This window comes from Azospirillum sp. NS33 (genome assembly GCF_059703765.1).
Genome location: NZ_BAAKJB010000011.1, coordinates 1 through 26,331, shown reverse-complemented (window position 1 = coordinate 26,331; position 26,331 = coordinate 1). Strand labels below are relative to the sequence as shown.

Sequence of the window (26,331 nt, the reverse complement as noted above, 5' to 3'; positions counted from 1 at the left end):
TCAGCTCCAGCGGTACTGGCGGTGGTAGCCGGCGATGCGGTCGAGCACCAGCAGGCCACGCCCGGCGAACCCCTCGTGGTAGAGCTCGTCGAACCCGGCGGTGCCCGGGGTGGCGTCGCGAAGCCCCGCCGGCAGCGCCTTCTGCGCCTCCAGCACGCGGTCGTAGACGGGGATGGGCAGCTCGCGGCGGTCGGCCAGCGCCGCGCCCAGGCCGAGGCGCCGCACCGCCTCGTGGGAGCGGCGGTCGGCGATGCCGGAATAGAACTCCGAGCAGCAGCCGGAGCCGTAGGAGAACAGGCCGATGCGCGTCGGCCCCTCCAGCGGCACCGCGTCCAGCAGCCCGGCCAGCGCCAGGAAGACGGTGCCGGAATAGATGTTGCCGACCTCCTGGCACCAGCGCAGCGACGGTTCGACCCGGCGGCGGAAATCGGCCTCCACGGCGGGCGGCGGCATCGGCTTGAACTTGCGCATCATGGTGCGGTGGGCGCCCTTGACCATGCCGCCGAAGGGCGTGTGGCAGGCCAGGAAGGCGAAATGGTCCTGGAAATCCACGTCCCCGGCGCGCCGGCGGTAGGCGGCGAAGGCCTGCTGCATGCAGTCGAGATAGGTGAGCAGCGACAGGTCGGCGTCGCCGGTCTCCAGGTCGGGAGTCGGGCGGCAGGCGTCCATCACCTCGTAGCCGTGCACCCCCGACACCGGCTCCACCGCCAGCACGTCGGGCTCGCGCCCCACCAGCAGCGCGACCCCGGCCGCCCCTTGCGTCGGCTCGGCGTAGGAATGGGGCACCGGGCGTGCGGTGTCGGTGCAGATCACCAGGGCCCGGGCGTCGTGGGCGGCGGCGCGGACATGGGCCAGGGCCATCTGGAGGGCGGCGGTGCCGCCGTAGCAGGCCTGCTTCACCTCGAACAGGCGGCAATGGCGCGGCAGCGCCAGGTGGTGCTGGGCGTAGGTGGCCATGGACTTGCCGAAGTCGACGCCGGATTCGCTGGCGACGATCAGCAGCTCGACCGAGTCCCGCCGTGCCGGGGCCAGGGCGTCCACCAGGGGCTTGGCGGCGTTGATCGCCAGGCTCACCGGGTCCTCGAACGGCAGGGTCACCGTCTTGCGCCGGATCAGCAGGTTGTCGAAGCGGGCCCGGTTGAGCCCGCGGGCCTCGGCCAGCCCGGCCACGTCGATGAAGGCCCGCCCGCCGTACACGCCGATGGCCTCGATGCCCACGCTCATTCCACCCTCCCCAGCGCCACGCAGGCGTTGAAACCACCGAAGCCGAAGCCGTTGCTCAGGGCAAGCTCCACGCGCGCCTCCACCGCCGCCGGCCCGCACAGCCGCAGACCGCCGGCCACCGGCCGGAGGAGATGGGGGTTGGCGTGGACGAAGCCGCCGCGCACCTGCGCCACCACCGCCACCAGCCCGACCACCCCCGACGCGAAGAAGGTGTGCCCCAGCAGCCCTTTCAGCGCGTTCACCCAGGGCCCCCCGGCGGTGCCGAACAGCGCGGCGATGGCCGCCGCCTCCGCCGCGTCGCCTGCCGGCGTGGAGGTGGCGTGGGCCGACACCAGCCCCACCGCGTCCGGCGCCCGCCCGGCCCGGGCCAGCGCCCGCGCCATCGCCCGCCGCTCGCCCCGGGCCGAGGGCGCGGGCTGGTCGGTGCCGTCCAGCAGCAGCTCGGCCGCCAGCACCTCGGCCAGCGCCGGCACGCCGCGGGCGGCGGCCGCGGCGGCGTCCTCCAGCACCAGGGCGCCGGCCCCTTCGCCCGGCACGAAGCCGCTGGCGTCGGCGTCGAAGGGGCGGCACCAGTCCGCCGGCTCCTGCCCCGGCCGGCCCTGGGCCAGCGCCCCGATCCTGGCCAGCGCGTGCCACTCCAGGGCAGAGAAATCGGCCATCGGCCCGGCCACCACCACCCGCGCCGCCCGGCCGGCGCGGATCAGGTCCACCGCCGCCGTCACCGCGGCGTGGCCGCTGGCCGCCCCGGCGGCCACCGTCATCCCCGCCGCGTGGGCCGGCAGCAGCGCCGACAGGGCACCGACCCAATGGGTGTCGAACACCTGCACGCCGTAGCGCGCCGGCGTCCACGCCGGCTCCCGCTCGAAGCGGCGGAGCGCCTCGACCACGTAGCCCTGGGACAGGTTGCTGCCGCCCACCACCAGCCCGGTGCCCTCGGGATCGACGCCGCCCTCCAGCAGCCCGGCCTGCCCCGCCGCCTCCAGCACCGCCGCCGCGGTCGCCCGCAGCGCCGGGGTGGCGGTGCGCAGCACCTTCCTGCCCCGTGCCGCCGGCTCGGGCCAGCGCTCCGCCACCGCGGCGAGCCGCCCGTCCCAGGAGAAGCCCGGCGCCAGCGGTGCGGCGACCCGCAGCGGCCCCAGGGCCGGCATCTCGCCGGGCGCCAGCGCCCGCACGCCGCAGGCCCCGGCGCGCAGCGCCGCGGCGAGACCCGGCGCGTCGACGGCCAGCGCCGTCACCGCGCCCACGCCGGTGACGACGATCCGCCCCGGCGCCGCCCCCTCAGGCCGCGGCACGGGCCGGTCCATGGGCCTTCAGCACCGCCACCAGATCGCCGATGCTGGCCACCCCGGCCAGCGCCTGGGGCGGCACCACCACCCCCAGCGCCTCCATGGCCGCGGTCGCCACCTCGACCCGGTCGATGGAGTTGGCGCCGAGCTCGGTCAGGCTGCGCCCGGGCACGATGGCGTCGGCGGGCAGCTCGGGCAGGACCGCCAGGATCTGCGCCCGCACCACGGCGAACACCGGGTCCTCCGCCGCGGCCGCCGGTTCGGCCAGCACCGCCGCCGCGAGCCGCTCGACGAAGGGCGGCTCGACCAGGCGGAAATGGTCGCAGTCGATCTCGGTGCGCCGCACCGGCCGCCGGAACAGGGCGTCCCAGCCGTCCCGGTAGTCCAGGGTCTCCAGAAAGGCGGGGAGGCGGTAGGGATTGTCCGGGCCGCACATGCCCTGGGCGCAGCGCACCAGCAGCACGTCGGGGTCCCCCGCCAGGGGCTCCGCCCGGTAGGCCCCCAGCGCCCGGCCGTTGACCCGGCCGATGCGGTCCATCCCCTCCATCAGGCGGCGCAGCTCGGGCCGCTCCATGGGCGGGTGGCCGGCGGCGTAGAGGTGGTCGAGCACGCGGTCCAGCATCCCCTCCTTGTCGAGCCCGGCGAGGTCGCCCTCGCCCAGCGGCGGCGCGCCGCCCCACTCCCGCCCGAACCAGTTCCCGGCGAGCTGGTAGACGAAACCCTCGCCATAGGCGGCGCCCATCCCCTCCAGCCCGGGGTTGCCAGGGGCGTAGGCGTCCAGCAGCACCAGCCGCTCGACCGCCCGGCCGGCGTCGAGCAGGCGGCGCGCCGTCTCGAAGGCGATGATTCCGCCACCGGAATAGCCGCCCAGCCACAGCGGCCCGGTGGGCCGGGTGCGGGCGATGGCGGCGGCGTAGTGGTCGGCCATGGCCGCCACGCTCTCTAACGGCGGATGGCGGCCGTCGAGCCCCCGGGCCTCCAGCCCGTAGACCGGCACGTCGGGCCCCAGCGCCCGGGCCAGCGGCAGCACCCAGCTCACCTCGCCCGGCGCACCGTGCACCCAGAAGGTGGGCGGGGCGTCGCCCTCCGCGCGGGCGACCAGGACGGGGTCGTGCGGCATGGCCGGGTGCGCGGGCGCCTGCGGGGGGTCGTCGGCCGCCAGAAACCCCAGCAGCCGGTTCAGCGTCGGGTGTTCCCACAGGGCGGTGGCGGGGACGGCGCGGCCGGTGGCGTCGCGGATCGCCCGCACCGCCGCCACCGCCATCACCGAGTTGAGCCCGTAGTCGGGCAGCGGCCGGTCGGGGTCGAGCTCCCCCGGCTCCAGGCGCAAGGCCCGGCACAGGGCCTCGCGCACACCCGGGAGACCGGCCGGCGCCCCCGTCGGTGTCCCCGTCGGCGCCCCCGTCGGCGCTGGCGCCGGCGCGGCGGCGTTCGGCACGCTGCCGTCGATCACCACCACCACCTTGCCGGTGTTGGCGCGCTCGGCCAGCCGGCGGTAGGCGTCGCGCACCCGGGCGAAGGGGACGGTGCGGTCCAGCACCGGGCGCACCCGCCCGCTGGCCAGCGCCTCGGCCATCGCCGCCAGCGCCGCCCGGGCCTGGTCCGGTGTCGCCAGCACCCGGCCGAGGTTGAGGGTGATCAGGCTCTGGTTCTCGGTCAGCCGCGACAGGTCGAGCCTCGGCGCCGTCTTCAGCCCGGTGATGGCGATCTCCACGTAGCGGCCGCCGGGCGCCAGCAGGTCGATGCCTTTCTGGATGGCGTCGCCCGACAGGGTGTTGAACACCACGTCGACGCCGCGCCCGCCGGTGAACGCGCGCACCCGCGCCGCGAACTCCTCGGCGCGGTGGTCGATGGCGTGGGCCACCCCCAGCCGGACCAGGAACGCCACCTTCTCCGGCGAGCCGGCGGTGGCGATCACCGTCGCCCCGGCGGCCAGGGCCAACTGCACGGCGATCGGGCCGGTCCCGCCGGCGGCGCCGTGGATCAGCACCGTCTCGCCGGCCGCCAGGGCACTGCGCTGCACCGCCTGCTGGTAGGTGAGGACGCCGATCGGCCCGGCGCAGGCCTGCGCCGCCGACAGGCCGGGCGGGCGGCGCACCGCCAGATGCGCCGGCACGGTGACCCGGTCGGCGTGGCCGCCGGCGCCGCCGGTGATCGCCACCACCGGATCGCCGGGGGCGAGGCCGGTGACGCCGGGCCCGACCGCCTCGACCCGCCCGGCCACCTCGAACCCGGGGGTGAAGGGATAGGCCGGCATGTTGGCGTAGAGGCCGCGGGCGCACAGCAGGTCGGCGAAGTTCAGCGCGAAGGCCTCCACGGCGATCCCCACCTCCCCTGGCCCCGGCGGGGCCAGCGGCTCCTCGCGCACGGCGAGGTCGTCGATGTCGCCCGGGCCCACCACCACCAGCGCCCGCCGGGTCGCCGGCACGGGGGTCGGCACGGGCGCCGGAAGGGGGACCGGTCTGGGCGCCGCCAGCTCCGCCGTCAGGTCGGCGAACCAGCAGCGCCGGTGCTGGAACGGGTAGGCCGGCAGGCGCACCCGGTGCCGCGGCCCGGCGTGCAGCGCCGCCCAGTCCACCGCCTCCCCGCGCAGCCACGCCAGCCCCGCCGCCGGCAGCCCGGCCGGTGACGCGCCGGCGGCCAGCCGGTCCAGCGCCGCGGCCGCCTCCGCCGCCGCGACGGCCGCCACGGCGGCGCGGCAGGCCAGGGCCTCGCGGCCGGTCTGCAGCGTCCACGCCACGTCGCACAGCCGTTCCCGCCCGGCGTCGCCGCGCAGCGCGGCGGCCAGCCGCCCGGCGAGGGCGCGCAGCGCCTCCGGCGTCGCCGCCGACAGGGGCAGCAGCTGCTCCCCGGCCGCGCCCTCCGACGCCGCGGTCCGCACCGCCGGCGGCGGTGCCTCCAGCACGAGGTGGGCGTTGGCCCCGCCGGCGCCGAAGGAGCTGACCCCGGCGAAGCGCCCGCCCCAGGGTGTGGGCGTGGCGATCCGGAACGGGGTGGCGGGGAGGTCCAGGTCGGGGTTGGGCGGGTCGGCGTCCCGCGACGGGCAGAGCGCGCCGTGGCGCATCTGCAGGACCACCTTGGTCACCTGGGCCACCCCCGAGGCCGCCTCCAGATGGCCGATGTTGGGCTTGAGGGAGCCCAGGGCGCAGCCCCCCCGCTCCACCCCGGCGAAGGCCCGGGCGAGCCCGGCCAGCTCCACCGGGTCGCCGACCGGGGAGCCCACGGCCTGGGCCTCGACGTAGGTCGCCGCGCCCGGGTCGATCCCGGCCCGCGCCCAGGCGCGGCGGATCGCCTCGGCCTGGGCGGCGGGGTTGGGGGCGAGCCAGGCGGCGGTGCGGCCGGACGCGTTGATGGCGCCGCCGCGGATCACCGCCTCGACGCGGTCGCCGTCGGCCAGGGCGTCGGGCAGGCGCTTGAGCAGCAACGCCCCCACCCCCTCGCCGTGGACCAGCCCGTCGGCCCCGGCCCCGAAGGCGCGGCAGCGCCCGGTGGGCGAGGCCATGCCGGCCCGCGACAGGCCGATGGAGGCCAGCGGGTGCAGGATCAGGTTGACGCCGCCGGCCACCGCGGCGTCGCACTCGCCGCGCTTCAGGCTCTCGCACGCGAGGTGGATGGCGGTCAGCGACGCCGAGCAGGCGGTGTCCACCGCCAGCGACGGACCGGTGAAGTCGAAGGCGTAGGACACCCGGTTGGCGATCGACCAGAAGCCGCCCGCCGCCAGCCCCGGACCGCCGCGGGCGAAGTCGTCGGCGCCCAGGCGCAGGTGGTCGGCGTTCATCGCGCCGACGAAGACGCCGACCGGCCGGGCGCCGCCGGCGCTCAGCCGGGTCCGGCTGGTGCCGGCGTCCTCCAGCAGTGCCCACACGGTTTCCAGGAACAGCCGCTCCTGCGGGTCCATCACCGCGGCCTCGGCCGGGGAGATGCGGAACAGCAAGGGATCGAAGCCGTCCACCCCCTCCAGGAAGCCGCCCCATTTGCCCTGCCCGGCGCGCAGCTGCCCCGGCTCCGGCGACCAGTGGGCGGCGACGTCCCACCGGTCCGCCGGGACCTCGGTGATGGCCGACCGCCCCTCGCGCAGCAGCGACCAGAAGGCGTCGAGGTCGGCCGCCCCGGGATAGCGCCCGGCCATGCCGATGATGGCCACGGGCACGTCGCCCTCGTCCGGCACGGTGCGCTCCGCCGGGGCGGTCGCGCCCGGCTCCGCAACGCCGCCCTGGGCGCCAGCCCGGTCGGCGACCCGCTCGGCGACGGCCGCGGCCAGCCGGCCCAGGGTGGGATTTTCGAACAGCAGGGTCGGCGGCAGCGGCCCCAGCTCCTCCTTGAGGCGGGCCAGGATGTCCATGGACACCAGGGAATCCACGCCGTAGCGCTCGTGGTTCTCGTCCGGGTCCAGGCTCTCCGGCGGCAGCTTCAGCACCGCGGCGAAGACGCCGCGCAGGTAGTCCAGCGCCCCGCCGCCGGAGACCGCCGGCGCCGGCGCGGCCGCGACGGCCGGGGCCGCGGCCGCCGGCAAGACGACCGCCTCGCGGCGCGCCAGCCAGCCGTCGGCGCACGCCGCGATGACCGCCTGCCCGGTCCCCGGACCGGCCTCCACCACTGCGCCGAAACCGGCGCTTTCCAACAGGTTGCGCCAGCGGTCGCCGTCGCACAGCGGCGCGTCCGGCAGGCGCCGCGCGGCGTCCTCGAAGGCCCACCAGCCCGGCGTCAGGCCGAAGGTCAGGGTGGCGAAGTCCGACACCGCCGTCGCCTCGTTCAGCAGCAGCACGCCCCCCGCCTTCAGCAGCGCCTTGACGTTCGCCAGGGTGCGGGCGAGGTCGCGGGTGGCGTGCAGCACGTTGGACGCGATGACCACGTCGACGCTGCCGGGCTCCAGCCCCTGGGCCGCCGGGTCGCCCTCCACGTCGAAGCTGCGGTAGGTGACGAAGCGGTGGTCCGCGAAGCGCCGGGCGGCGGGATCGAGGAAGGCGGCGGAGACGTCGGTGAAGACGTAGTCCACCGCCGCCCCGGTGCCCGCCAGGGCGGCCAGCGCGCCGGCGGTGGCGCCGCCGGTGCCGGCGCCGATCTCCAGCACCCGCAGCGGCCCGCGCGCGCTCCCCGCCAGGGCCGCCACGGCGCCGGCCAGCAGGGCGTTGAAGCGGTCGGCCGCGGCGTTGCCACGGTAGAGCCCCTCCACCAGGTCGAACGAGCCGCCGGGGAACAGAACGGCCGCCGCCTCGCGCCGCCCGGCCAGCACGTCCTCCAGCCCGTCGAGCGCCGCGTCCAGCAGCGCCAGCGGTGCCGCCAGGGCCGGGTCGCCCGGCCGTTCCAGCGGCGACGGCGTGGCCCCGGATTCGGCGATCGCCAGGCCGCCGTCGCGGCGCAGCACCAGCCCGCCGCGCGCGGCGATGCCGAGCAGCGCGGCGAACAGACGACGGCGGTAGCCGGGGGCCACGCCGAGGTCGGCCGCCACCGCGTCGACCGCCCCGCCGCCATGGGCGAACAGGCCGAGCCGCGCCAGCACCTGGAACAGACGGTGCCGGCCGTATCGCAGCAGCGCCCCCATGCCCGCGTCCGCCGCGGCGCGGTCCAGGGGGGCCGCCGCCTCCAGCGCGCGCAGCGCCGGCGCCACCGCGGCGGCGTCGACCGCCGCCGCGGGGACCCGGCTGAGCAGGACCGGCAGGGCGGCGCGGGTCTCGGCGGCGCGGGCGGGCTCCGCCTTCAGCACCATGACCCGCGGCAGGGCGGCGGCGAGGATGCGCTCCAGCGTGTCCATGCCCTCGTCGGGGCGGATCGGCACCACCCCCTCGCGTCGCGCCCGGGCGACGTAGTCGGCGCCGGCCACCGCCCCGACCTCGCCCCAGAAGCCCCAGTCGACCACGGTCGCCGGCCAGCCCCGCTCGCGGCCCAGCGCCGCGGCGTGGGCGTCGACGAAGGTGCAGCCGGCGGCGTAGTTGGCCTGCCCCGGGTTGCAGGTGAAGGCGTTGGCCGAGGAGAACACCAGCCAATGGTCGAGCGCCCGCCCCTCCAGCGCCCGCGCCAGGGCGACCGCGGTCGCGGCCTTGGCATCCAGCGGCCCCGCCAGCGCGGCGTCGTCCATGGCGGCCAGCACGCCGTCGCGCAGCACCAGGGCGGCGTGGACGGCGGCGGTGACCGGACCCCACTGCGCCTCGACCACGGCCACGGCACCGGCGAGGGCCGCCGGGTCGGTGGCGTCGCGGGGGGGGTGGCGGCCCCCGCCCCCCGCCGCGCGGACGCCATCGAGCGCGGTGCGGATGGCCGCGTCCTCGGCCCGCCGGCCGATCCAGGCGATCCGCGCCCCGCAGCGCCGCGCCAGCCAGCGGCTGAACACCACGCCGAGCCCGCCGGCCCCGCCCACCATCAGCCACACCCCGCCGCGGCGCAGCGGCAGGGCGCCCGGCGCGGGCAGCGCCACCCGCTGCGGCCGCAGCACGAAGCGGCCGCCGCGGCGGTGGGCGACCTCCACCACCGCGGCGCCGGACCCGGCGGGCTCGGCGCGCAGGCGGTCCAGGGCACCGGGGTCGCCGGGGTCGCCGCCGGGATCCAGATCGACCAGCGCGACGCGCAGCCCCGGGTGCTCGCGCGCCAGGGTCCTGGCGAGGCCGGCCAGCGCGCCGAAGGCCGGGTCCGGCCGGTCGCCGCCGGTGACGGCGTGCAGGCCGCGCGTCACCACGGTGAGGCGCAGCCCGTCCAGCGCGTCGGCCCTGGCGAGGGCCCGCACGAGGTGCAGCAGGCGGTAGACGCCACGCCGTTCGGCGGCGCGCAGCGCGGCGGGGTCGAGGGGCGGCGCCCCGGGCTCCCGCCACGCCAGGAACCACAGCGCGGCCGGCCGGCCGGGGTCGGGTGGCCGGTCGCTGACGACGCGGCCGTCCCGACCGGCCAGCGCGTGGGCGACCGCGGCCTCCGGCCCGCCGTGCACCACCAGCACCGGGCCGGAGGCGGGCGCCGTCGGCGGCGCGGAGTCCAGCACCCAGCGCGGCCAGAGGTGGAGGAACTCGCCCGCGGCCTCGCCCTCCCCTGGGGGCGGCGCCTGGGTCCGGAGCGCCCGCGCGGTGAACCCCTCGAAGCGCACCAGCACCCGGCCGGCGCGGTCGGTCACGGTCACGTCGCAGCGGAAGCTGTGGGCGTCGCCATCGCCCCGCCGGCGGACATGCGCGAGGCACGGGCCGGCGACCGGCGCCCACGCCTGCACCGCCCCGACCGAGAAGGGAACGAAGGGCGCCCCCGCCCCGTCCAGCCCGAGCGCGAGCCCGGCCGCCGCCTGCAGGGCGGCGTCCAGCGCCTGGGGCGGCAGCGGGGCGCCGTCCCCGGGCGCCGCCAGTTCGGCCAGGGCCTCGCCCTCGCCGGTCCACAGCCGGGCGATGCCGCGGAAGGCCGGCCCGTAGTCGAGGCCGGCCGCCGCGAACAGGGCGTAGACCTCGGCCACCGGCCGCTCGCGGGGGCAGCTGCGGCGCACCGCCGCGATGTCGAGCGGCGGCGGCGGGGCGTCCGCCGCGGCGGCGCGGGCGGTGGCGTGCACCACCGTGCCACGGCGTGCGGACAGGGTGCCGCCCTCCTCGGTCACGGCGACCGCGGCGGCGCCCTCGACCACCAGCGGCAGGCGCCACATCACGTCCCGCAGCGCCAGCGGCAGCGCCCCGCCGCGGCGGAACAGGTCGAGATAGGCCACCCCGGGCAGCACCGGGCGCCCCTGCACCCGGTGGTCCGCGACCCAGGGATGATCGGGGGCAAGGGTCATGACCATCTCGGTCGTCATGACCGTCTCGGTCGTCATGACCGTCTCGGTCGCCCGGGCCGTCTCGGTCGCCCGGGCCGGGGGCGGGGTGTCGACCCAGCAGCGCAGCGGCTCGAACGGGTAGCCCGGGAGGTCGACCACGCGCCCCGCCGGGGCCAGCGCCTCCCACGGCAGGGCCGCGCCGGCGGCGTAGCGCTCGGCCAGCTCCAGCGGCGGCCGGTCCGCGCCGACCGGCCCGCCGGCCCGGCCGGTGCCGCGCCGGGCGATGCCGGGCAGCGTCCCCGCGGCGAGCGCGCGCAAGCCCGCCCGCAGCTCGTCGAGGTCGTGCACCACCAGGGCCAGGCGGTGCTCGAAATGGCTGCGCCGGCGGGCCAGCGTGAAGGCGAGATCGCCGAGGCCCGGCGCCTCCGGCCCCTCCAGCCGCGCCAGCAGCGCCGCCGCCGCGCGGTCCAGCGCGGCCGCGGAGCGGGCCGACAGCGGAACCAGACTCCACGGTCGGGCCGGGGCCGGGGCCGGGGCCACAGGCGCGGCGCCGGCCGGGGCCTGCGCCAGCACCACATGGGCGTTGGTCCCGCTGAATCCGAAGGAACTGACCGCGGCCAGCCGCGCTGCGCCGGCCGGCGGAGTCCACGGCCGCAGCCGGTCGTTGACGACGAAGGGTGTGGTGGCGAAGTCCAGGTGCCGGTTCGGCGTGGTGAAGTGCAGGGACGGCGGCACGGCGCGGTGGCGCAGCATCAGCAGCACCTTGATGACCCCGGCGATGCCCGCGGCGGCCAGGGTGTGGCCGATGTTGCTCTTGACCGAGCCCAGGGCGCAGAAGCCGGTGCGGTCGGTGTCGCGGCGGAAGGCGGCGGTGAGCGCGTCGACCTCGATGGGGTCGCCCAGCCGGGTGCCGGTGCCGTGGGCCTCGACGTAGGAGATCCCCTCCACCGGGATGGCGAAGCGCTCGTAGACCCGGCGCTCCAGGCGCTCCTGGGACAGCGCGCTGGGCGCGGTGATGCCGTTGGTCTTGCCGTCCTGGTTGGTGGCCGACCCCTTGATGACGCCGTGGATGCGGTCGCCGTCGGCCAGCGCCCGGTCGAGGCGCTTCAGCACCACCACGCCCACCCCTTCGCCCGGCACGAAGCCGTCGGCAGCATCGTCGAAGGTCTTGCAGCGCCCGTCGGGCGCCAGCATGCCCGACGCCGCGGTCATGGCGTGCATCTGCGGGGTCAGCGTCAGGTTGACGCCGCCGGCCAGCGCCAGGTCGCACTCCCCGTCCAGGATCGCCCGCGCCGCCAGGTGCAGCGCCACCAGCGAGGACGAGCAGGCGGTGTCGACCGCCACGGCGGGGCCGGTGAGGTTGAGGAAATAGGCGATGCGCGCGGTGAGGATGGAGCAGGTGTTGCCGAGCAGGAGCTGCCCGGTCAGGCGCTCCGGGTCGTCGGGCAGCACGCGGCTGTAGTCACCCTGCCCGACCCCGACATAGACGCCGCAGGCCGCACCGGACAGCCCCTCGCGGGTCAGCCCGGCGTCCTCGACGGCGTGCCACGCCTCTTCCAGGAACAGGCGCTGCTGGGGGTCCATCAGCTCCGCTTCCTTGGGCGACAGGTTGAAGAACAGGGGGTCGAAGCGGTCGACCCGGTCGACGAAGCCGCCCCAGCCGGCGGCCCGCCGCTGCGCCGCGTCGGCCAGCCCCGCTGCGGCGGCCCGGGCGTCCCAGCGCTCCGGCGGCACCGGGCCGGTGCTGCACACGCCGTCGCGCAGGTTGCGCCAGAAGGCGTCGGCGTCGGACGCGCCGGGGAACCGGCACGCCAGCCCGATCACCGCCACCTCCGCCGGCCCCGCGGCGGAGGTGGCGGGAGCCGGTTGCGACCGCAGCGGGGCGGGCATGGCGGCGGCCGCCGCCGGAGCCGGGCCACCGGCCGCCGCCGGCCGGCCGCCGCCCCCGGACGGCGGCGGCTCCGGAGGCGCCATCCGGGCGACGACCAGCGCGGCGACCGCCCGCAGGTCGCGGCAGCGGCCGACGTCGCCGGCGTCCAGCGCCACGCCGAAGCGCCCCCGCACCGCCTCCAGGATGCGCGCCGCCGCCTCCGGCGCCAGGGCGAAGCGGTCGAGCGGGGCGGCCGGGTCGACCGGCCCCCCGCCCAGCGCCCCGGCGACCAGGCCGACCAGCGCGTCGAGCACCGGGCCCGCCCCGTCCGGCAGCGGCGCGGCGGCCGCCGGCCCGGCCAACGATTCGGCCGGCGATTCGGCCGGCGGCGCGGCCATGCGCTGCTCCAGAAAGGCGGCGAGATCGGCCACCGTCGCGTGGTCGTAGAGCCGGGTCGCCTGGAGGTCGGTGCCGAGATCGTCGTTGAGGGTGCGCGTCACCTCCACCGCCAGGATCGAATCGAGGCCGAGGTCGGTGAAGCTGACGGTGTCGTCCAGCGCGCCCTCGTCGACGTAGAGCACCTCGGCGATGCGCCGGCGCACGACACCGCGCACGTCGACCCGGGACGCCTCGGGCACGGGTGCCGCGGCGTGGACCGGAGCCGCCGCGGCTGCAGCCGCCGGAACCGGTGCCGGTACCGCCGTGCCGGCGAGATGGCCGGCCAGCGCCTCCACCGTTCCGTAGTCGTAGAGCCGGGCGGCCTGGAGCGCGGTGCCCAGGCGGTCGTTGATCTCCTTGGTCAGCTCCACCGCCAGGATGGAGTCGAGGCCGAGATCGGCGAAGCTGGTCCGCGGGTCGACGTCCGACGGCGCGAGGTAGAGGGCGTTGGCGACCAGCTCCAGCACCGCCTCGCGGATGGCGTCCACGTCCCCGCCAGGCCCTCCGCCGTGCCCTCCGCCGTGCCCTCCGCCGTCCGGCGGGTCGGCGGGGGCCGGCGACGCCACCGCCGGGACCGCGGGGGCGAGGAGCGCGCCGGGCGCGCGCACGCCGTCCACCCAGTGCCGGGTGCGGGCGAAGGGGTAGCCCGGCAGGTGCACCCGGCGCGCCGCGGCCGGCCGCGGCAGGGCGGCCCACTCCACCGGCGCGCCGGCCACCCACAGCGCGGCCAGCCGGTCGAGCCGGCCGGCCGCCACCAGGCCGGCGACGAAGGCGCGGTCCTCCGGCGAATCGCCGAGCAGGCCGGCGGCCCCGCCGTCCCGCCCGACGTGCAGGCCGTCGCCCGGCGCGGCGCCGCGCAGGTGCGCGGCGGCGGCGCGCAGGCGGGCCGCCAGGTCCTCGCCCGGTGCCCACACCAGGGCCAGCCGCGCCGCCATGGCGTCGCGCCCGGTCTGGAGGGTGACCGCGAGATCGGCCGGCGACAGCCCGGGATGCCGCTCCAGATGGGCGGCCAGCGTCTCCACGAGGGCGGCCAGCCGGTCCGGGTCGCGGGCCGACAGGGGCAGCAGCACCGGCCCCCCGGCGGCCGGCGGCAGGGCGGGCGACGGCGGGGCGGGCGACGGCGGGGCGGGCGACGGCGGGGCGGGCGACGGCAGGGCGGGCGACGGCGCCTCCTCCAGCACCACATGGGCGTAGGCGCCGCCGAAGCCGAAGGCGCTGACCCCGGCACGGCGCGGCTCCCCGCCGGGCGGGATCCACGGGCCGCCCTCGGTGAGCAGGCGGAACGGACTGCCCTGCAGCCCCAGATACGGGTTGGGGGTGCGGACGTGCAGCGTCGGCGGCAGGTGGCCGTGCTGCAGCGCCAGCACCATCTTGGCCAGCCCGGCGATGCCCGAGGCCGGCTCCAGATGGCCGATGTTGCTCTTCACCGCCCCCAGGCCGCACCACACGCCGGCGTCCCCGGCCGGGCCGAACACGCGCTTCAGCCCGTCGACCTCGACGGGGTCGCCCAGCTCGGTGCCGGTGCCGTGGGCCTCGACCGCGGTGACGGTGGCGGGGTCGACACCGGCCCGGCCCAGGGCGCGGCGGATGACATCGGCCTGGGCCACCGGGTTGGGGGCGGTCAGCGACTGGGCGCGGCCGCCATGGCCGACGGCGCTGCCGCGGATCACCGCACGCACGGGGTCGCCGGCGGCCAGCGCGTCGTCGAGGCGTTTCAGCACCACGGCGCCGACGCCCTCGCCCTTGGCGTAGCCGTCGGCCCCGGCGTCGAAGGTGCGGCAGCGCCCGCCCGGCGACAGCACGCCCAGCCGGGTCGTCGTCTCCACGCTGCCCGGGTCGAGGATCACCGACACCCCGCCGGCCAACGCCAGGTCGCACTCCCCGGCCAGCAGCGCCGACGCCGCGCGGTGCACCGCCACCAGGGCGGAGGAGCACGCGGTGTCCACCGCCTCGCTGGGGCCGCGCAGGTCGAGCAGGTGGGAGATCCGGTTGGGCAGCAGGGCCGCGATGTTGCCGAGCGCCGCCTTGGCCTGGCCCTCGGCGTGGGGCGGGATGAGGCGGGCGTACGCGTTGACCTGCTGGCCGAAGAACACGCCGGCGGCGGCGCCGGCCAGCGACGACGGCGCGATGGCCGCGTCCTCCAGGGCGTGCCACACCGTCTCCAGGGCCAGCCGGTGCTGCGGGTCCATCAGCACAGCCTCGCGCGCGGGCAGGCGGAAGAAGGCGGCGTCGAAGGCCTCCACATCGGCGATGTAGCCGGCCTCCGGCAGGCCGGCGCCGCGTCCCGCCGGCGGCGGACCGACCAGGTCGCGGCCGGCCACGAGGTTGTCCCAGAAGGCGTCGAGGTCGGGCGAGCCGGGGAACCGCCCGGCCATGCCGACGATGGCCACGGCGCCGGCGGCCACGGCGCCGGCGGCCAGGGCGCCGGCGGCCAGGGCGCCGGAGGTTGGCGGCCGCGGCGGCGCCACCGGCGCCGGGTCCACGCCGGCGGCGGGCGGTGGTGCCATGGCCACCGGCGCCGCCGCCGCTGCCCCATCGACCCGCCTCACCGCGTCGGCGTGGGCCTCCAGAAGGTGGCCGGCCAGCGCGTCCAGGGTGCCGTGGGCGAAGAACACGGCCGGGGTGATCGCCACCCCGTAGAGGCCGGAGAGGTCGTCGGCGAAGGTCTTCAGGGCGATGGAATCGAAGCCGAACGCGCCCAGCTCGGCGCGCGGGGTGACCCGCGCCGGATCGAGCTTGAGCAGCCGGGCCACCGCCTGGACGAGGCGGCGTTCCAGGGCCGGGCGCAGGGACTCGCCGGAGGCGTCGGGCATGGGGTCTCCGCTCGGGGCAGGGGGCGGCGGTTCGGCGGCGAGGAGCGCCGCCGCGCGGGCGGGATCACCGGGGACGACCACGATCTCGGCGGGCGCCTCGGGGTCGAGGGCGGCGTCGAAGGCCGCCAGGCCGGCGTCCGGCTCCAGCATCGGCAGGCCGGCGGTCTCCAGGTAGAGGCGCTCTCCCGCCTCGGACATCACCGTCCGTCCGCCCCGCCACAGCGGCCAGGCGAGCGCCCGCCCACGGCCCGGTCCGCGGCGCTGCGCGGCGTAGCGGGCGGCGAAGGCGTTGGCGGCGGCGTAGTCCACCTGGCCGAAATCGCCCATCTCCGCGGCCAGCGAGGAGAAGACCACGAACCACGCCAGGGGCTGGCCGGCCAGCGCACGGTCCAGCGTCACCAGCCCGTCGGCCTTGGGCGCGAAGACCCGGGCGAACTCGGCCCAGTCCTTGCCGGTGACCACGGCGCCGCCGGGAACCCCGGCGGCGTGCAGCGCCCCGGTGATCGGCCCGAAGCGCGCCACCGCCCCCCGCACCGCCGCGTCCAGGGCCCCGGCGTCGGTGACGTCGGCGGTGAACCACGCCGCCCGGTCGCCGAGCGCGGCGACGGCGGCGGCGCGCGCGCCTTCCGGCGCGCTGCGGCCGACCAGGGCGACCCGCGCCCCGTGCCGGTCGATGAGATGGCGGGCGACGCGCAGGCCCAGGCTGCCGCCGCCCCCGGCGATCAGCCAGACGCCGCCAGCCGGGGTGGCGCTGGCCGCCGGGGTGAACGCGCCGTGGCGCCGGGCGAATCGCCGGCCGTCCCGCCAGCGGGTCTCCAGGGGATGGCCGGGGCCGAAATCCGCCAGCTCGGCCGCCAGCAGGGCCGCGTCCGGCGCGCCGTCGACCGCCACCGAGCGCACCGCCAGCGGGCTGCCGACGAAGGCGAGCGACCGGGTGAACCCGACCGCGGCGTCCGCCGCCGGGCCGCCATGGTGCACCGCCAGCACGGGGACGCGCGTCGCCCCCAGCCGCGGCGACAGGGCGTGGACCAGGTCGAACAGCGGGCGCAGCGGGGCGTCGTCCAGCAGCAGCACGGCCCCCGGCGGCTCGGCCGCGCCCGCCGCCAGCACCCGGTGGCCCAGGGCCGCCAGCGCCGCGCGCAGGGCCGGCGTACCGCCGATCACCAGCAGCGCCGTCGCCGCCGCCGGAGCCGGCGGCGGGGCCGGGGCCCAGTGGGGGGTGAAGAGGGCGGGACGGTCGGCGCCCCGCCCCGCCGGAGCCGTGGTGCCCTCCGGCAGCCAATAGCGCTCCTCCTCGAACGGATAGGTCGGCAGCGGCAGGCGCCGGGCCCCGGGGTTGAGGCCGCGGAAGTCGATCGCCTCCCCCGCCCGATACGCCCCGGCCAGGGGGCCGGCGGCCGGCGCTCCGGCCAGCGCCCGCGCCAGCGACGGCAGGTCGGCGACCTCGGCGGCCCAGCGTTCTTCGAAATGGCTGCGGCCCCAGCCCAGGGTGTGGGCGAGGTCGGCCAGGTCGGCCTGGGGGTGCCGCTCCAGCCAGGCCGCGAGGTCGGCCTTGCGGCGCTCCAGCGCGGCCGGCGTCTTGGCCGACAGCGCCACCAGCCGGACCGGCCGCGGCTCCGCTGCCGGACCCTCCGCCGCCGGCGGCGGGGCCAGCACCACGTGGGCGTTGGTGCCGCTGAAGCCGAAGGAGCTGACCGCCGCCAGCCGGGTGCCGGTCCAGGGCCGCGCCTGCGTCACCACCCGGAACGGGCTGTCCTCCAGGTGCAGGTCGGGGTTGGCCTCGCGGAAGTTCAAGGACGGGAACAGGGTGCCGTCGCGGTACTGCAGCAGCACCTTGATCAGCCCGGCGATGCCGGCGGCGTGGGCGGCGTGGCCGACGTTGGTCTTGACCGAGCCGATGGCGCAGACGCCGCGGGCCTCGGTGAAGCGGCGCAGGGCGCGGGTCAGCGCCTCGACCTCGATGGGATCGCCCAGGCGGGTGCCGGTGCCGTGGGCCTCCACATAGGAGAGGGCGGCGGGGTCGATGCCGGCCTTCTCCCACACCGCCAGCTCCAGCTCGGCCTGGGACTGCATGGACGGCGCGGTGATGCCGTTGGTTTTGCCGTCCTGGTTGATGCCGCTGGCCAGGATGGTGGCGTAGACATGGTCGCCGTCGCGCACCGCGTCGGCCAGGCGCTTCAGCACCACCACCCCGGCGCCCTCGCCGGGCACGAAGCCGTCGGCCGCCGCGTCGAAGGTGTGGCAGGCGCCGGTCGGCGACAGCATGCCGGCCTTCGACGCCGCGGTGTTGAAGCCCATGGTGGTGTTGATGAAGACGCCGCCGGCCAGGGCCATCGCGCACTCGCCGTCGGCCAGGCTGCGGCAGGCGAGGTGCACCGCCACCAGGGACGACGAGCACGCGGTGTCGACCGCCAGGCACGGCCCCTTGAGGTTCAGGAGATAGGCGATGCGCGCCGCCAGGATCGAGGCGGCGTTGCCCATGAAGGCGAAGGCGTCGGGGACCACGCCCGCCGCGGCCATGGCGTGGGTGTAGTCGCCGCCATGGGCGCCGACGAAGACGCCGCAGCGCTGCCCGTCAAGCGCCGCCTCGCCGTAGCCGGCGTCCTCCAGGGCGCGCCACGCCTCGGTCAGGAACACCCGGTGCTGGGGGTCGGTCAGCTCCGCCTCGCGGCCGGAGATGCGGAAGAACAGGGGGTCGAAGCGGTCGATGCCGGGCAGGTTGCCGCCACGGCGCAGGAAGCGGGCGTCGATCCCGCGCTCGCGCTCCAGCGCCTCGAGGTCGCGGCCCCAGCGGCCGGCGATGTCGACGATGCCGGACCGCCCCTCGGCCAGCATGGCGGCGAAGCCCTCGAGGTCGCGGCTGTCGGCGAAGCGCCCGGCCATGCCGACGACGGCGACGGCGCCGGGCGGGCCCTCTCCGCCGCCACCGCCCGGCGACCCGGGATCGCCGCCCGCCTCCGGGACCGGGGTGGGCCGCGGCAGCGGCCGGGCGTCGCCGGCGCCGTGCTCCCGGACGAGATGGGCGGCGACATCGGCGACGGTGGGGTGATCGAACAGCACGGTGGGGCGCAGGTCGAGGCCCCAGCGCCGGTTGATCCGGCCGACCAGCTGCACGCCGAGGATGGAATCGACGCCGTAGTCCATGAAGCGGCCGCGCGGGTCGACCTCGGCCACCGGCAGGGTCAGGGCGTCGGCGACGATGCGCCGCACCACCGCCACCACGTCGCCCGGGGGCGCGGAGGGGCCGGCTGCCACCGCCGCCGCCGGCCGGGTTGCCGCGGCCCTCGGGGTGGCCGCCGCCGGGGCCACCGGGGCCGGGCGGTCGTCACGGCGCGCCACCAGGACCGCCTGGCCCAGCTCCGCCTCGGCGACGCCGGGCAGGCCGAAGGCGCGGGTCTCCGGGAAGCCGGCCTCGGCCAGCGCCCGGCGCCAGCCGGCCACGTCGAGCAGCGGCGCGTGGGGCAGCCTCCGGTCCTCGAAGGCCCACCAGCCGTCGGTGGTGCCGAAGGTGAGGGTGGCGAAGTCCTGCACCGCGGTGACCTCGTTCAGCACCAGGAGGCCGCCGGGGCGGACCAGCCGCCACAGCCGGGCCAGGGTGGCGGGCAGGCTGCGGGTGGCGTGCAGCACGTTCGAGGCGACGACCACGTCGTGCCCGCCCGGGGCGAAGCCCTGGTGCTCGGGGTCGCGCTCCAGGTCCAGGGTGCCGAAGGCGAGGAAGGGATGGGCGGCGGCGAAGCGCCCGCGCCCGAACTGGGTGAAGCCCAGGGAGACGTCGGTGTAGTCGTAGCGCTCGATGGCGCCCAGCGCCGCCAGCGTGCCGGCGGTGGCCCCGCCGGTGCCGGCCCCCACCTCCAGCACCCGGCGCGGCCGGGCCGCCGCGACCACCGCGGCCAGCAGGTCGTTGAACAGGCCGGCCAGGCGGTTGCCCTGGTAGATCGGCTCCACCAGGTCCATGCGGCCGTCGGGGAACATCACCTCCGCCGGGGCGATGCGGCCGGTCAGCAGGTCGGGCAGCGCGCCGGTGGTGCGCGCCAGCAGCGTCAGGAACGGCGCCAGCTCCGGCTGCTCCGCCTCCAGACGGCGCCGCTCCGCGTCCAGCGCCTCCGGGTCCGGGACGGCCCCCGGGCGCAGCCGCACCAGATCCCCTTCGAGGGTCACGTGGCCCATCGCGTCGAGCATCGCCACCAGCGCGTCGAACAGCCGCCGCCGCGCCTGGGCGACGCCGAGACGGCGGCGCAGCGCTTCGCGGGTCAGGGCCCGGCGGTCGCCGGCGAAGGCGCCCATGCCGGCGACCGCCGCCACCATGGCGCGGCGCCCCCACGCCTCGACCGCCGCGAAGCCGGCCCCGCTCCCGGCCAGCGCCGGGTCGGCCCGGTCCTGCACCGCGGCGGCGGCGGCGGCGATGGCATCGCCGGCCGGGACGCGGTCCGCCAGGCGGCAGCGCATGCGGCGGAACGGATGGCCGGGCAGCGGCACCCGCCGGCGCGGTCCGCCGAAGCGCCGCGCCCAGTCCACCGCCTCCCCCGCCCGATAGCGCCGGGCGTCGGCGTCGTCCACCGCCGCACCGGTCGCCGCCGCACCGGACTCCAGCGCACCGGACTCCAGCGCCGCCGCCGCCGCCGCCAGGGTGGAGGCCGCGACGCACGCCCGGTGGGCGAAATGGCTGCGCCCGGTGGCGAGCGTCCACGCCACATCGGCCGGGTGCGCGTCGCCGGCCCGGCGCAACGCCGCGGCGAGCGTCCGGCAGCGTTCCTCCAGCGCCTCGGCCGACTTGGCCGACACCGGGAAGGGCCAGGGGCCGGCGCCGGAGTCGGGGTCGGGACGGGGCGCCGGGGCCGGCGCCTCCTCCACCACCAGATGGGCGTTGGTGCCGGAGAAGCCGAAGGAGCTGACGGCGGCGCGGCGCGGCGTCCCCGGCACCGGCGGCCAGGGCCGGGCGGTGGCGGGGACGGTGAAGGGGGTGGCGGCGAAGTCGATGCGCGGGTTGGGGGCGGCGAAGTTGAGCGACGGCGGCAGCGTGCCGTGGCGCAGCGCCAGCAGCACCTTGATGAGCCCGGCGACCCCCGCGGCGGTCAGGGTGTGGCCGATGTTTGTCTTGGCCGAGCCGATGGCGCAGAAACCGGTGGCGCCGGTCCACTGCCGGAACGCCGTGGTCAGCGCCTCGATCTCGATGGGGTCGCCCAGCGGGGTGCCGGTGCCGTGGGCCTCGACGTAGGACAGGGTGGACGGGTCGATGCCGGCGGCGCGGTAGACCGCCGCCTCCAGCGCCGCCTGGGACGGGGCGCTGGGGGCGGTGATGCCGTTGGTCCGGCCGTCCTGGTTGACGCCGCTGGCCAGGATGGTGCCGTAGATGTGGTCGCCGTCGCGCACCGCCTCGGACAGGCGCTTCAGCACCACGACACCCGCCCCCTCGCCGGCGACGAAGCCGTCGGCGGCGGCGGCGAAGGTGTGGCAGGCGCCGCTCGGCGACAGCATGCCGGCCTCGCGCATGGAGGCCAGGAACAGCGGTGTGTTGATGACGCAGACCCCGCCGGCCAGCGCCATGGTGCAGGTGCCGGCGCGGATCGCCTCGCAGGCCAGGTGGACCGCCACCAGCGACGACGAGCACGCGGTGTCCACCGCCAGGGCCGGCCCCTTGAGGTTGAGGTGGTAGGCGATGCGCGCCGCCAGGATCGAGGCGACGTTGCCCATCAGGGCCAGCGGCCCCGATCCCTCGCCGGCGTCGTCCAGCTCGCGCGCGTAGTCGCCGGAGCCGGCACCGACGAACACGCCGACCGGCTGGCCCGCCACCGCCTCCTCGGCGTAGCCGGCGTCCTCCAGGGCGCGGTAGGCCTCCTCCAGGAACACCCGCTGCTGCGGGTCGGCCAGCGCGGCCTCGGTGGGGGAGATGCGGAAGAACAGCGGGTCGAAGCGGTCGTGGTCGGGCAGGAAGGCGCCCACCGGGACAGCGCCGCCGGGCTTGCGCCGATGCTCCGGCAGCGGGCCGACCCCGCTCCTGCCCTCCGCCAGCAGCGACCAGAAGGCGTCGAGGTCGCCGGCCGGGCCGAAGCGCCCGGCCATGCCGACCACGGCGATCGGCGCCGGCGGCGCCGGAGCCGGCGCCTGGCCGGGGGCGTCCAGGCGGAATCCGGGGGCCTGCTCGCGCGCCCGGGCGACGAACTCCAGCGCCTGCTCGGCGCTCAGGCGCTTGTCGGCCACCATGCGGAACAGCAGGGCCTTGAGGCCGGTCTCTTCGACGTCGCGGGGCATCGGGCGCGGCTCCGCTCTCAGGGGTTCATCATGACTTCGGCCAGCATGGCCGAGCCGGAGAAGGACTGGCCGCCGTCGGCCACCAGGGCCACGCCGGTCAGCAGCGAGGCAAGCGGCGAGGCCAGGAACAGGGTCACCGCGGCCACGTCCTCCACCGTGCCGAAGCGGCCGACGGGCACGTAGTGGCGCAGGGTCTCGATGTCCTCCGAGGTCAGCAGCCGGCTCAGCCCCTCCGTCTTCTCGATGGGGCCGGGCAGCACCGAGTTGCAGCGGATGCCGTGCTTGCCCCATTCCAGCGCGAGGCCGCGCATCAGGCTGTCGATGCCCGCCTTGGCGGCCCCCACATGGACCTGGTAGGCGAACGGCATCAGGGCGTTGGTGGCGGAGACGAAGACGATGCAGCCGCGGGTGCGGCGCAGCTGGTCGAAGGCGGCGCGCGCGGCGTTGAAGGAGCCCATCAGGTCGATCGACACCACCTTGCGGAAGCCGTCGGCGCTCATCTGCTCCGCCGGGGCGGGAAAGTTGCCGGCGGCACCGCACACCAGCACGTCGACCGGGCCGAGGTCGCGCTCGCACGCCGCCAGCGCCGCCTCCACGGCGGCGTAGTCCTGGACGTCGGCCACCACCGGCAGGGCCCGCGCCCCCAGGGCGCGCAGGCTCTCGGCCGCCGCCTCCAGCGTCCCGGCGGTGCGCCCGGCCAGCGCCACCGCCGCCCCCAGTTCGGCGAACCCCTTGGCGATGCCGACGTTGATGGTGCCGGCCCCGCCGGTGACGAACACCGTCTTGCCGGCGAACAGGTCGGGGGCGAAACAGCGCGTGATCATGCGTCCACCTTCAAGGCCACGGCGTCCCGCCAGTCGAGATCGCCCGCTTCGAGCCGCCGCAGCACGGCGGCGAGGTCGTTGGGTTCGTCGTTCTCCGCCCCCGGGGGGCCGGGGGGGTGCGGCGGCTGACGGGACTGCTCCCGCTCCAGGAACGCGCGCTCCTGGTTGACCGGCGCGGCGTCCAGCCGGCGGCGGATGACGTCGCGCAGGCGCCGGGTGCGCTGCTTGGCGCTGCTCAGCCGCTCGTCGACCGCCCCGGCGGGTGCGGCGATGCCGTCGCCGTGCTCCAGCGCGATGAAGCGGGCCAGCTCGCGCACGGTGGCGTAGTTGAACAGCGTCGTCGTCTTCAGCTCGATGCCGAAGGCCTCGTTCAACTGGCGCACCAGGTCGACGCTGATGATCGAGTCCGCCCCGTACTCGGAGAAGCTGCCGTCCAGGTCCACCTCCTCCACGCCGAGCTTGAGCGCCGCCGCCACCTTGTCGCGGACCACCCCTTCGATCCAGCGGCCGCGCTCCCCGACCGGGGCCGTCGCCGCCATCCTGCGCTCCGCCGCCGCCACCGCCCGGACGGCCCGCGCCGCCGGGGCCGCGGCGCGCACGAAGCCGTCGCTGGCCGCCACCAGCACCCGCTGCAGGCCGCCCCCGGCGGCGGCAAAGGCACGGGCGGGCCGGAAGCCGGCGGCGTCGAGGGCGGCCAGCCAGCCGGCCTCGTCCAGCAGCGGGCTGTGGGGCAGGCGCGCGCCCTCGTCCTCGAAGCGCCACCAGCCCGGGGTCAGGCCGAAGGTCAGGGTGTTGACATCGGCCGCCGCCGTCGCCTCGTTCAGCACCAGCACCCCGCCCGGCCGCAGCAGCGCCTTGAGGTTGGCCAGGGTGGCGTCGATGCGCCGGGTGGCGTGGACCACGTTGGCGGCGAGCACGACGTCGACGCTCCCCTCCGCGATGCCCTGGGGGCCGGGCGGGCGCTCCGCGTCGAAGACCTCGTAGCGCACGAAGCCATGCTCGGCGAAGCGCACCGGCGCGGCGTCGAGGAAGCCACGGCCGATGTCGGTGAAGCGGTAGTCCACCGCCCGGCCCAGCCCGGCCAGCGCCGGCAGCACGAAGGCGGTGGTGCCGCCGGTGCCGGCCCCCACCTCCAGCACCCGCACCGGGGCGTCGCCGGGGTGGCGCCGCACCGCCTCGGCGACGGCGGCGGCGACCAGACCCTGGTAGAAGTCGACCACCGCGTTGCCGCGGTAGATCGCCTCCACCCGGTGGGTCGAGCCGCCGGGGAACAGCACCTCCGCGGGGTCGGTGCGCCCGGCCAGCACGTCCGGCAGGGCGTCGAGGCAGTGGTCGAGCAGGTCGAGGTACGGGCCGGCGTCGGCGGACTCCGCCAGCAGCCCCGCCCGCGACTCCCGCCACGCCCGCTCGGCGGTCGCGGCGCCGCCGTCGAGCAGGCCGGCCCGCCGCAGCACGTCGAGCAGCGCCGCCACCAGGCGGCGCCGCGCCGGGGCGACGCCCAGGCCGGTGACGATGGAGTCCTCGTCCAGCGGCACCGCCGCCCGCCGCAGGGCCAGCCACAGGCCGTGCGCGGCGTAGGCGTCGACCCGGGCGAAACCGGCGCCGTCGGCCGCCGGGGCCGCGGCCCGTGCGGCCTCCTCCAGGCGGTGCGCGAGCGCGTCGAACACCGCCGGCGCGCCGCCCGGCCGCCAGCGCCCGGCCGGGCCCGGCAGCACCCCCAGCGGCTCCAGCAGGGCGTCGGCGACCCGCAGGGCCAGCAGCCGCGGGGCCGGGCCGGCGAGCACCCGGTCGATGGTCTCCAGCCCCTCCGCCGTGGCGATGGGAAAGACGCCGACCGCCGCCAGCCGGTCGCGGTGCTCGGCGTCGGCGACCGACCCGGTGTCGCCCCAGAACCCCCAGTCGATGACCCGCGCCGTCCCGCCCCAGCGCAGCGCCGCCGCGTCGACATGGGCGCTGGCCGCGGCGTAGGCCGCCTGGCCCGGGTTGGCGGTGTGGGCGTTGGAGGAGGAGAACACCAGCAGCCGCTCCGCCCCGCCCGGCCCCAGCGCGTCGAGCAGATGATCGAGGCCGGCCACCTTGGGCGCCAGCACCGCGGCGAGGTCGGCCGGTCCGCTGCGGGCCAGCGCCCGGTCGCGCAGCACCAACGCCGAATGCACCACCGTGTGCACGGCGCCGAAGCAGTCCCGCGCCTGGGCGACCGCGGCGCGCACGGCGGCGGCGTCGGACAGGTCGGCGCTGACATAGACGGCTTCGCCGCCCAGCCGCTCCAGCTCCGCCACCAGGGCGCGGCGGGCGCCGTCCAGCGGGCTGCGGCCCACCAGCACCAGCCGCGCCGCGGCGCCGGCGGCCAGCCGCCGCGCCAGCGCCGCGCCGATCCCGCTGGCGCCCCCGGCGATGAGCACCACGGCACCGCGCGGCCAGGCCGGCACCGCGGGCGGGTCGAGCGCCACCGGCTCCAGCCGCTTGACGTGGCGGACGCCGCGCCGCACCGCGACCTCGGCGTCCGCCGGCTCCTCGCCCGCGGTCAGCGCGTCGCCGGCCCGGTGGGCGCTCGCCACGTCCACCAGGCGCAGCCCCAGGCCGGGGATCTCGCGGGCCGCCGCCTTGACGAAGGCGACCGCGGCGGCGCCCACCGGACGCGCCGGGGCGGCGTCGCCGGGCACCGCCTGGGCGCCGGCCGTCACCAGCAGCAGCGCCGGCAGCGGCCGCACCGCCGTCGCCTGGACGGCCTGCATGACCCGCAGCAGGCACTCCAGCACCACCCGGGCGTCGCCGTGCTCGACGGTCACCGCCACCGTCGCCACGCCGTCGAAGGACCACGGCCCGTCGGCGGGCGGGCGGCGCACCGGCCGGTGCCGGGCGGCGGCGGCCAGGGCCTCGGCCACCGCCTCGCCGCCGGGGGTGGCGATGACCAGCAGGGTGCCGGCGGCCCGGTCGGGGCCGGCGCGGCGGTCGGCCGCCGCCCACATCGGGCGCAGCAGGCGCAGCGGCGGCGGGGCCGCGACACGCCGCGCGGCGAAGCCCTCCACGCCCAGCACCGGGGTGCCGTCGTCCCGGGCCACGGTGAAGTCCAGCAGCACATGCCCCTCGCCGCTCCCGCGGCGCACGCCGTGCACCCACAGCGGCCCCGCCACCGCGCCCCACCAGGACAGGGTGTCGATGGTGAACGGCAGGTAGGCGCCGCCGCCACCCTCGGGCAGCAGGGCGAAGGTGGTCTGGAACACGGCGTCCAGCACCGTGCCGGGCTCGGCGCCGGCGCCCGGTTCCAGCCGGGCGAGGACCGCCCCGTCGCCGCGCACCACATGGGCGATGTGGCGGAACGACGGCCCGTAGGCGACGCCGGCCGTGCCCAGGGCGGCGTAGACCGCGTCGCCCTCCAGCCGCTCGCCGGCCGCCGCCGTGGCGATGGCCGGCGGCACCGGCCCGGCCGCCGCCACCACGGCGTTGGCGCGCGCCCGGCCGCCGCTGGTGATGGTGACGGTGTCGCCGTCGCGCTCCAGGGTCGCGGTCGCGGCACCGTCGTCCAGGCGCAGCGGCTCGCGCCACGCGATCCCGCGCAGCGCGGTGGCGCCGGTCGCCGTGCGCACCCAGTCCAGCAGCAGCGCCCCCGCCACCACCGGCACGCCGGCCACGGCGTGGTCGGCCAGCCGCGGCTCCGCCGGGTCGAAGCGGCGGGTCGCCGGCCCGGCCGGGCCAGGGGCGACCGGGCCGGGGGCGGCCGGGCGGGCCGGGGCGATGTCGATCCAGCAGCGCCGCGGCGCGAAGGGATAGGTCGGCAGCGGCACCCGGCGCCGCGCGCCGGTGTGCAGCGCCGCCGGGTCCAGGGCCGCCCCGGCCACCCAGGACGCGGCCAGGGCGGCGGTGTCGGCACCGGCCGGCGGCGGCGGCGCGCCGCGGGCGGCCGTGCCGGCCC

At 78.1% G+C, this 26,331-nt stretch carries 5 protein-coding genes; all 5 read right to left on the bottom strand.

Translation table 11 applies throughout. The features are described from left to right. Complete coding sequence (locus tag AC6H2I_RS11650; RefSeq protein WP_497500802.1) at positions 1–1,224, bottom strand: hydroxymethylglutaryl-CoA synthase family protein; 1,224 nt, start codon at positions 1,222–1,224, stop codon at positions 1–3. Further along, positions 1,221–2,516: a beta-ketoacyl synthase N-terminal-like domain-containing protein gene (locus AC6H2I_RS11645; RefSeq protein ID WP_497500801.1), complete on the bottom strand. Its 1,296-nt coding sequence runs from the start codon at positions 2,514–2,516 to the stop codon at positions 1,221–1,223. The genes AC6H2I_RS11650 and AC6H2I_RS11645 overlap by 4 nt, the downstream gene beginning before the upstream one ends. Continuing rightward, positions 2,503–21,594, bottom strand: a complete 19,092-nt coding sequence (locus AC6H2I_RS11640; RefSeq protein WP_497500800.1) for an SDR family NAD(P)-dependent oxidoreductase — start codon at positions 21,592–21,594, stop codon at positions 2,503–2,505. Before AC6H2I_RS11640 ends, AC6H2I_RS11645 begins: the two co-directional genes overlap by 14 nt. Before the next feature lie 17 nt (positions 21,595–21,611). After that, positions 21,612–22,418, bottom strand: a complete 807-nt coding sequence (locus AC6H2I_RS11635; RefSeq protein ID WP_497500799.1) for an SDR family oxidoreductase — start codon at positions 22,416–22,418, stop codon at positions 21,612–21,614. Next, positions 22,415–26,331, bottom strand: a 3,917-nt coding sequence (locus AC6H2I_RS11630; RefSeq protein ID WP_497500798.1) for an SDR family NAD(P)-dependent oxidoreductase, incomplete at its 5' end; no start/stop codon positions are given. The genes AC6H2I_RS11630 and AC6H2I_RS11635, both read right to left, overlap by 4 nt.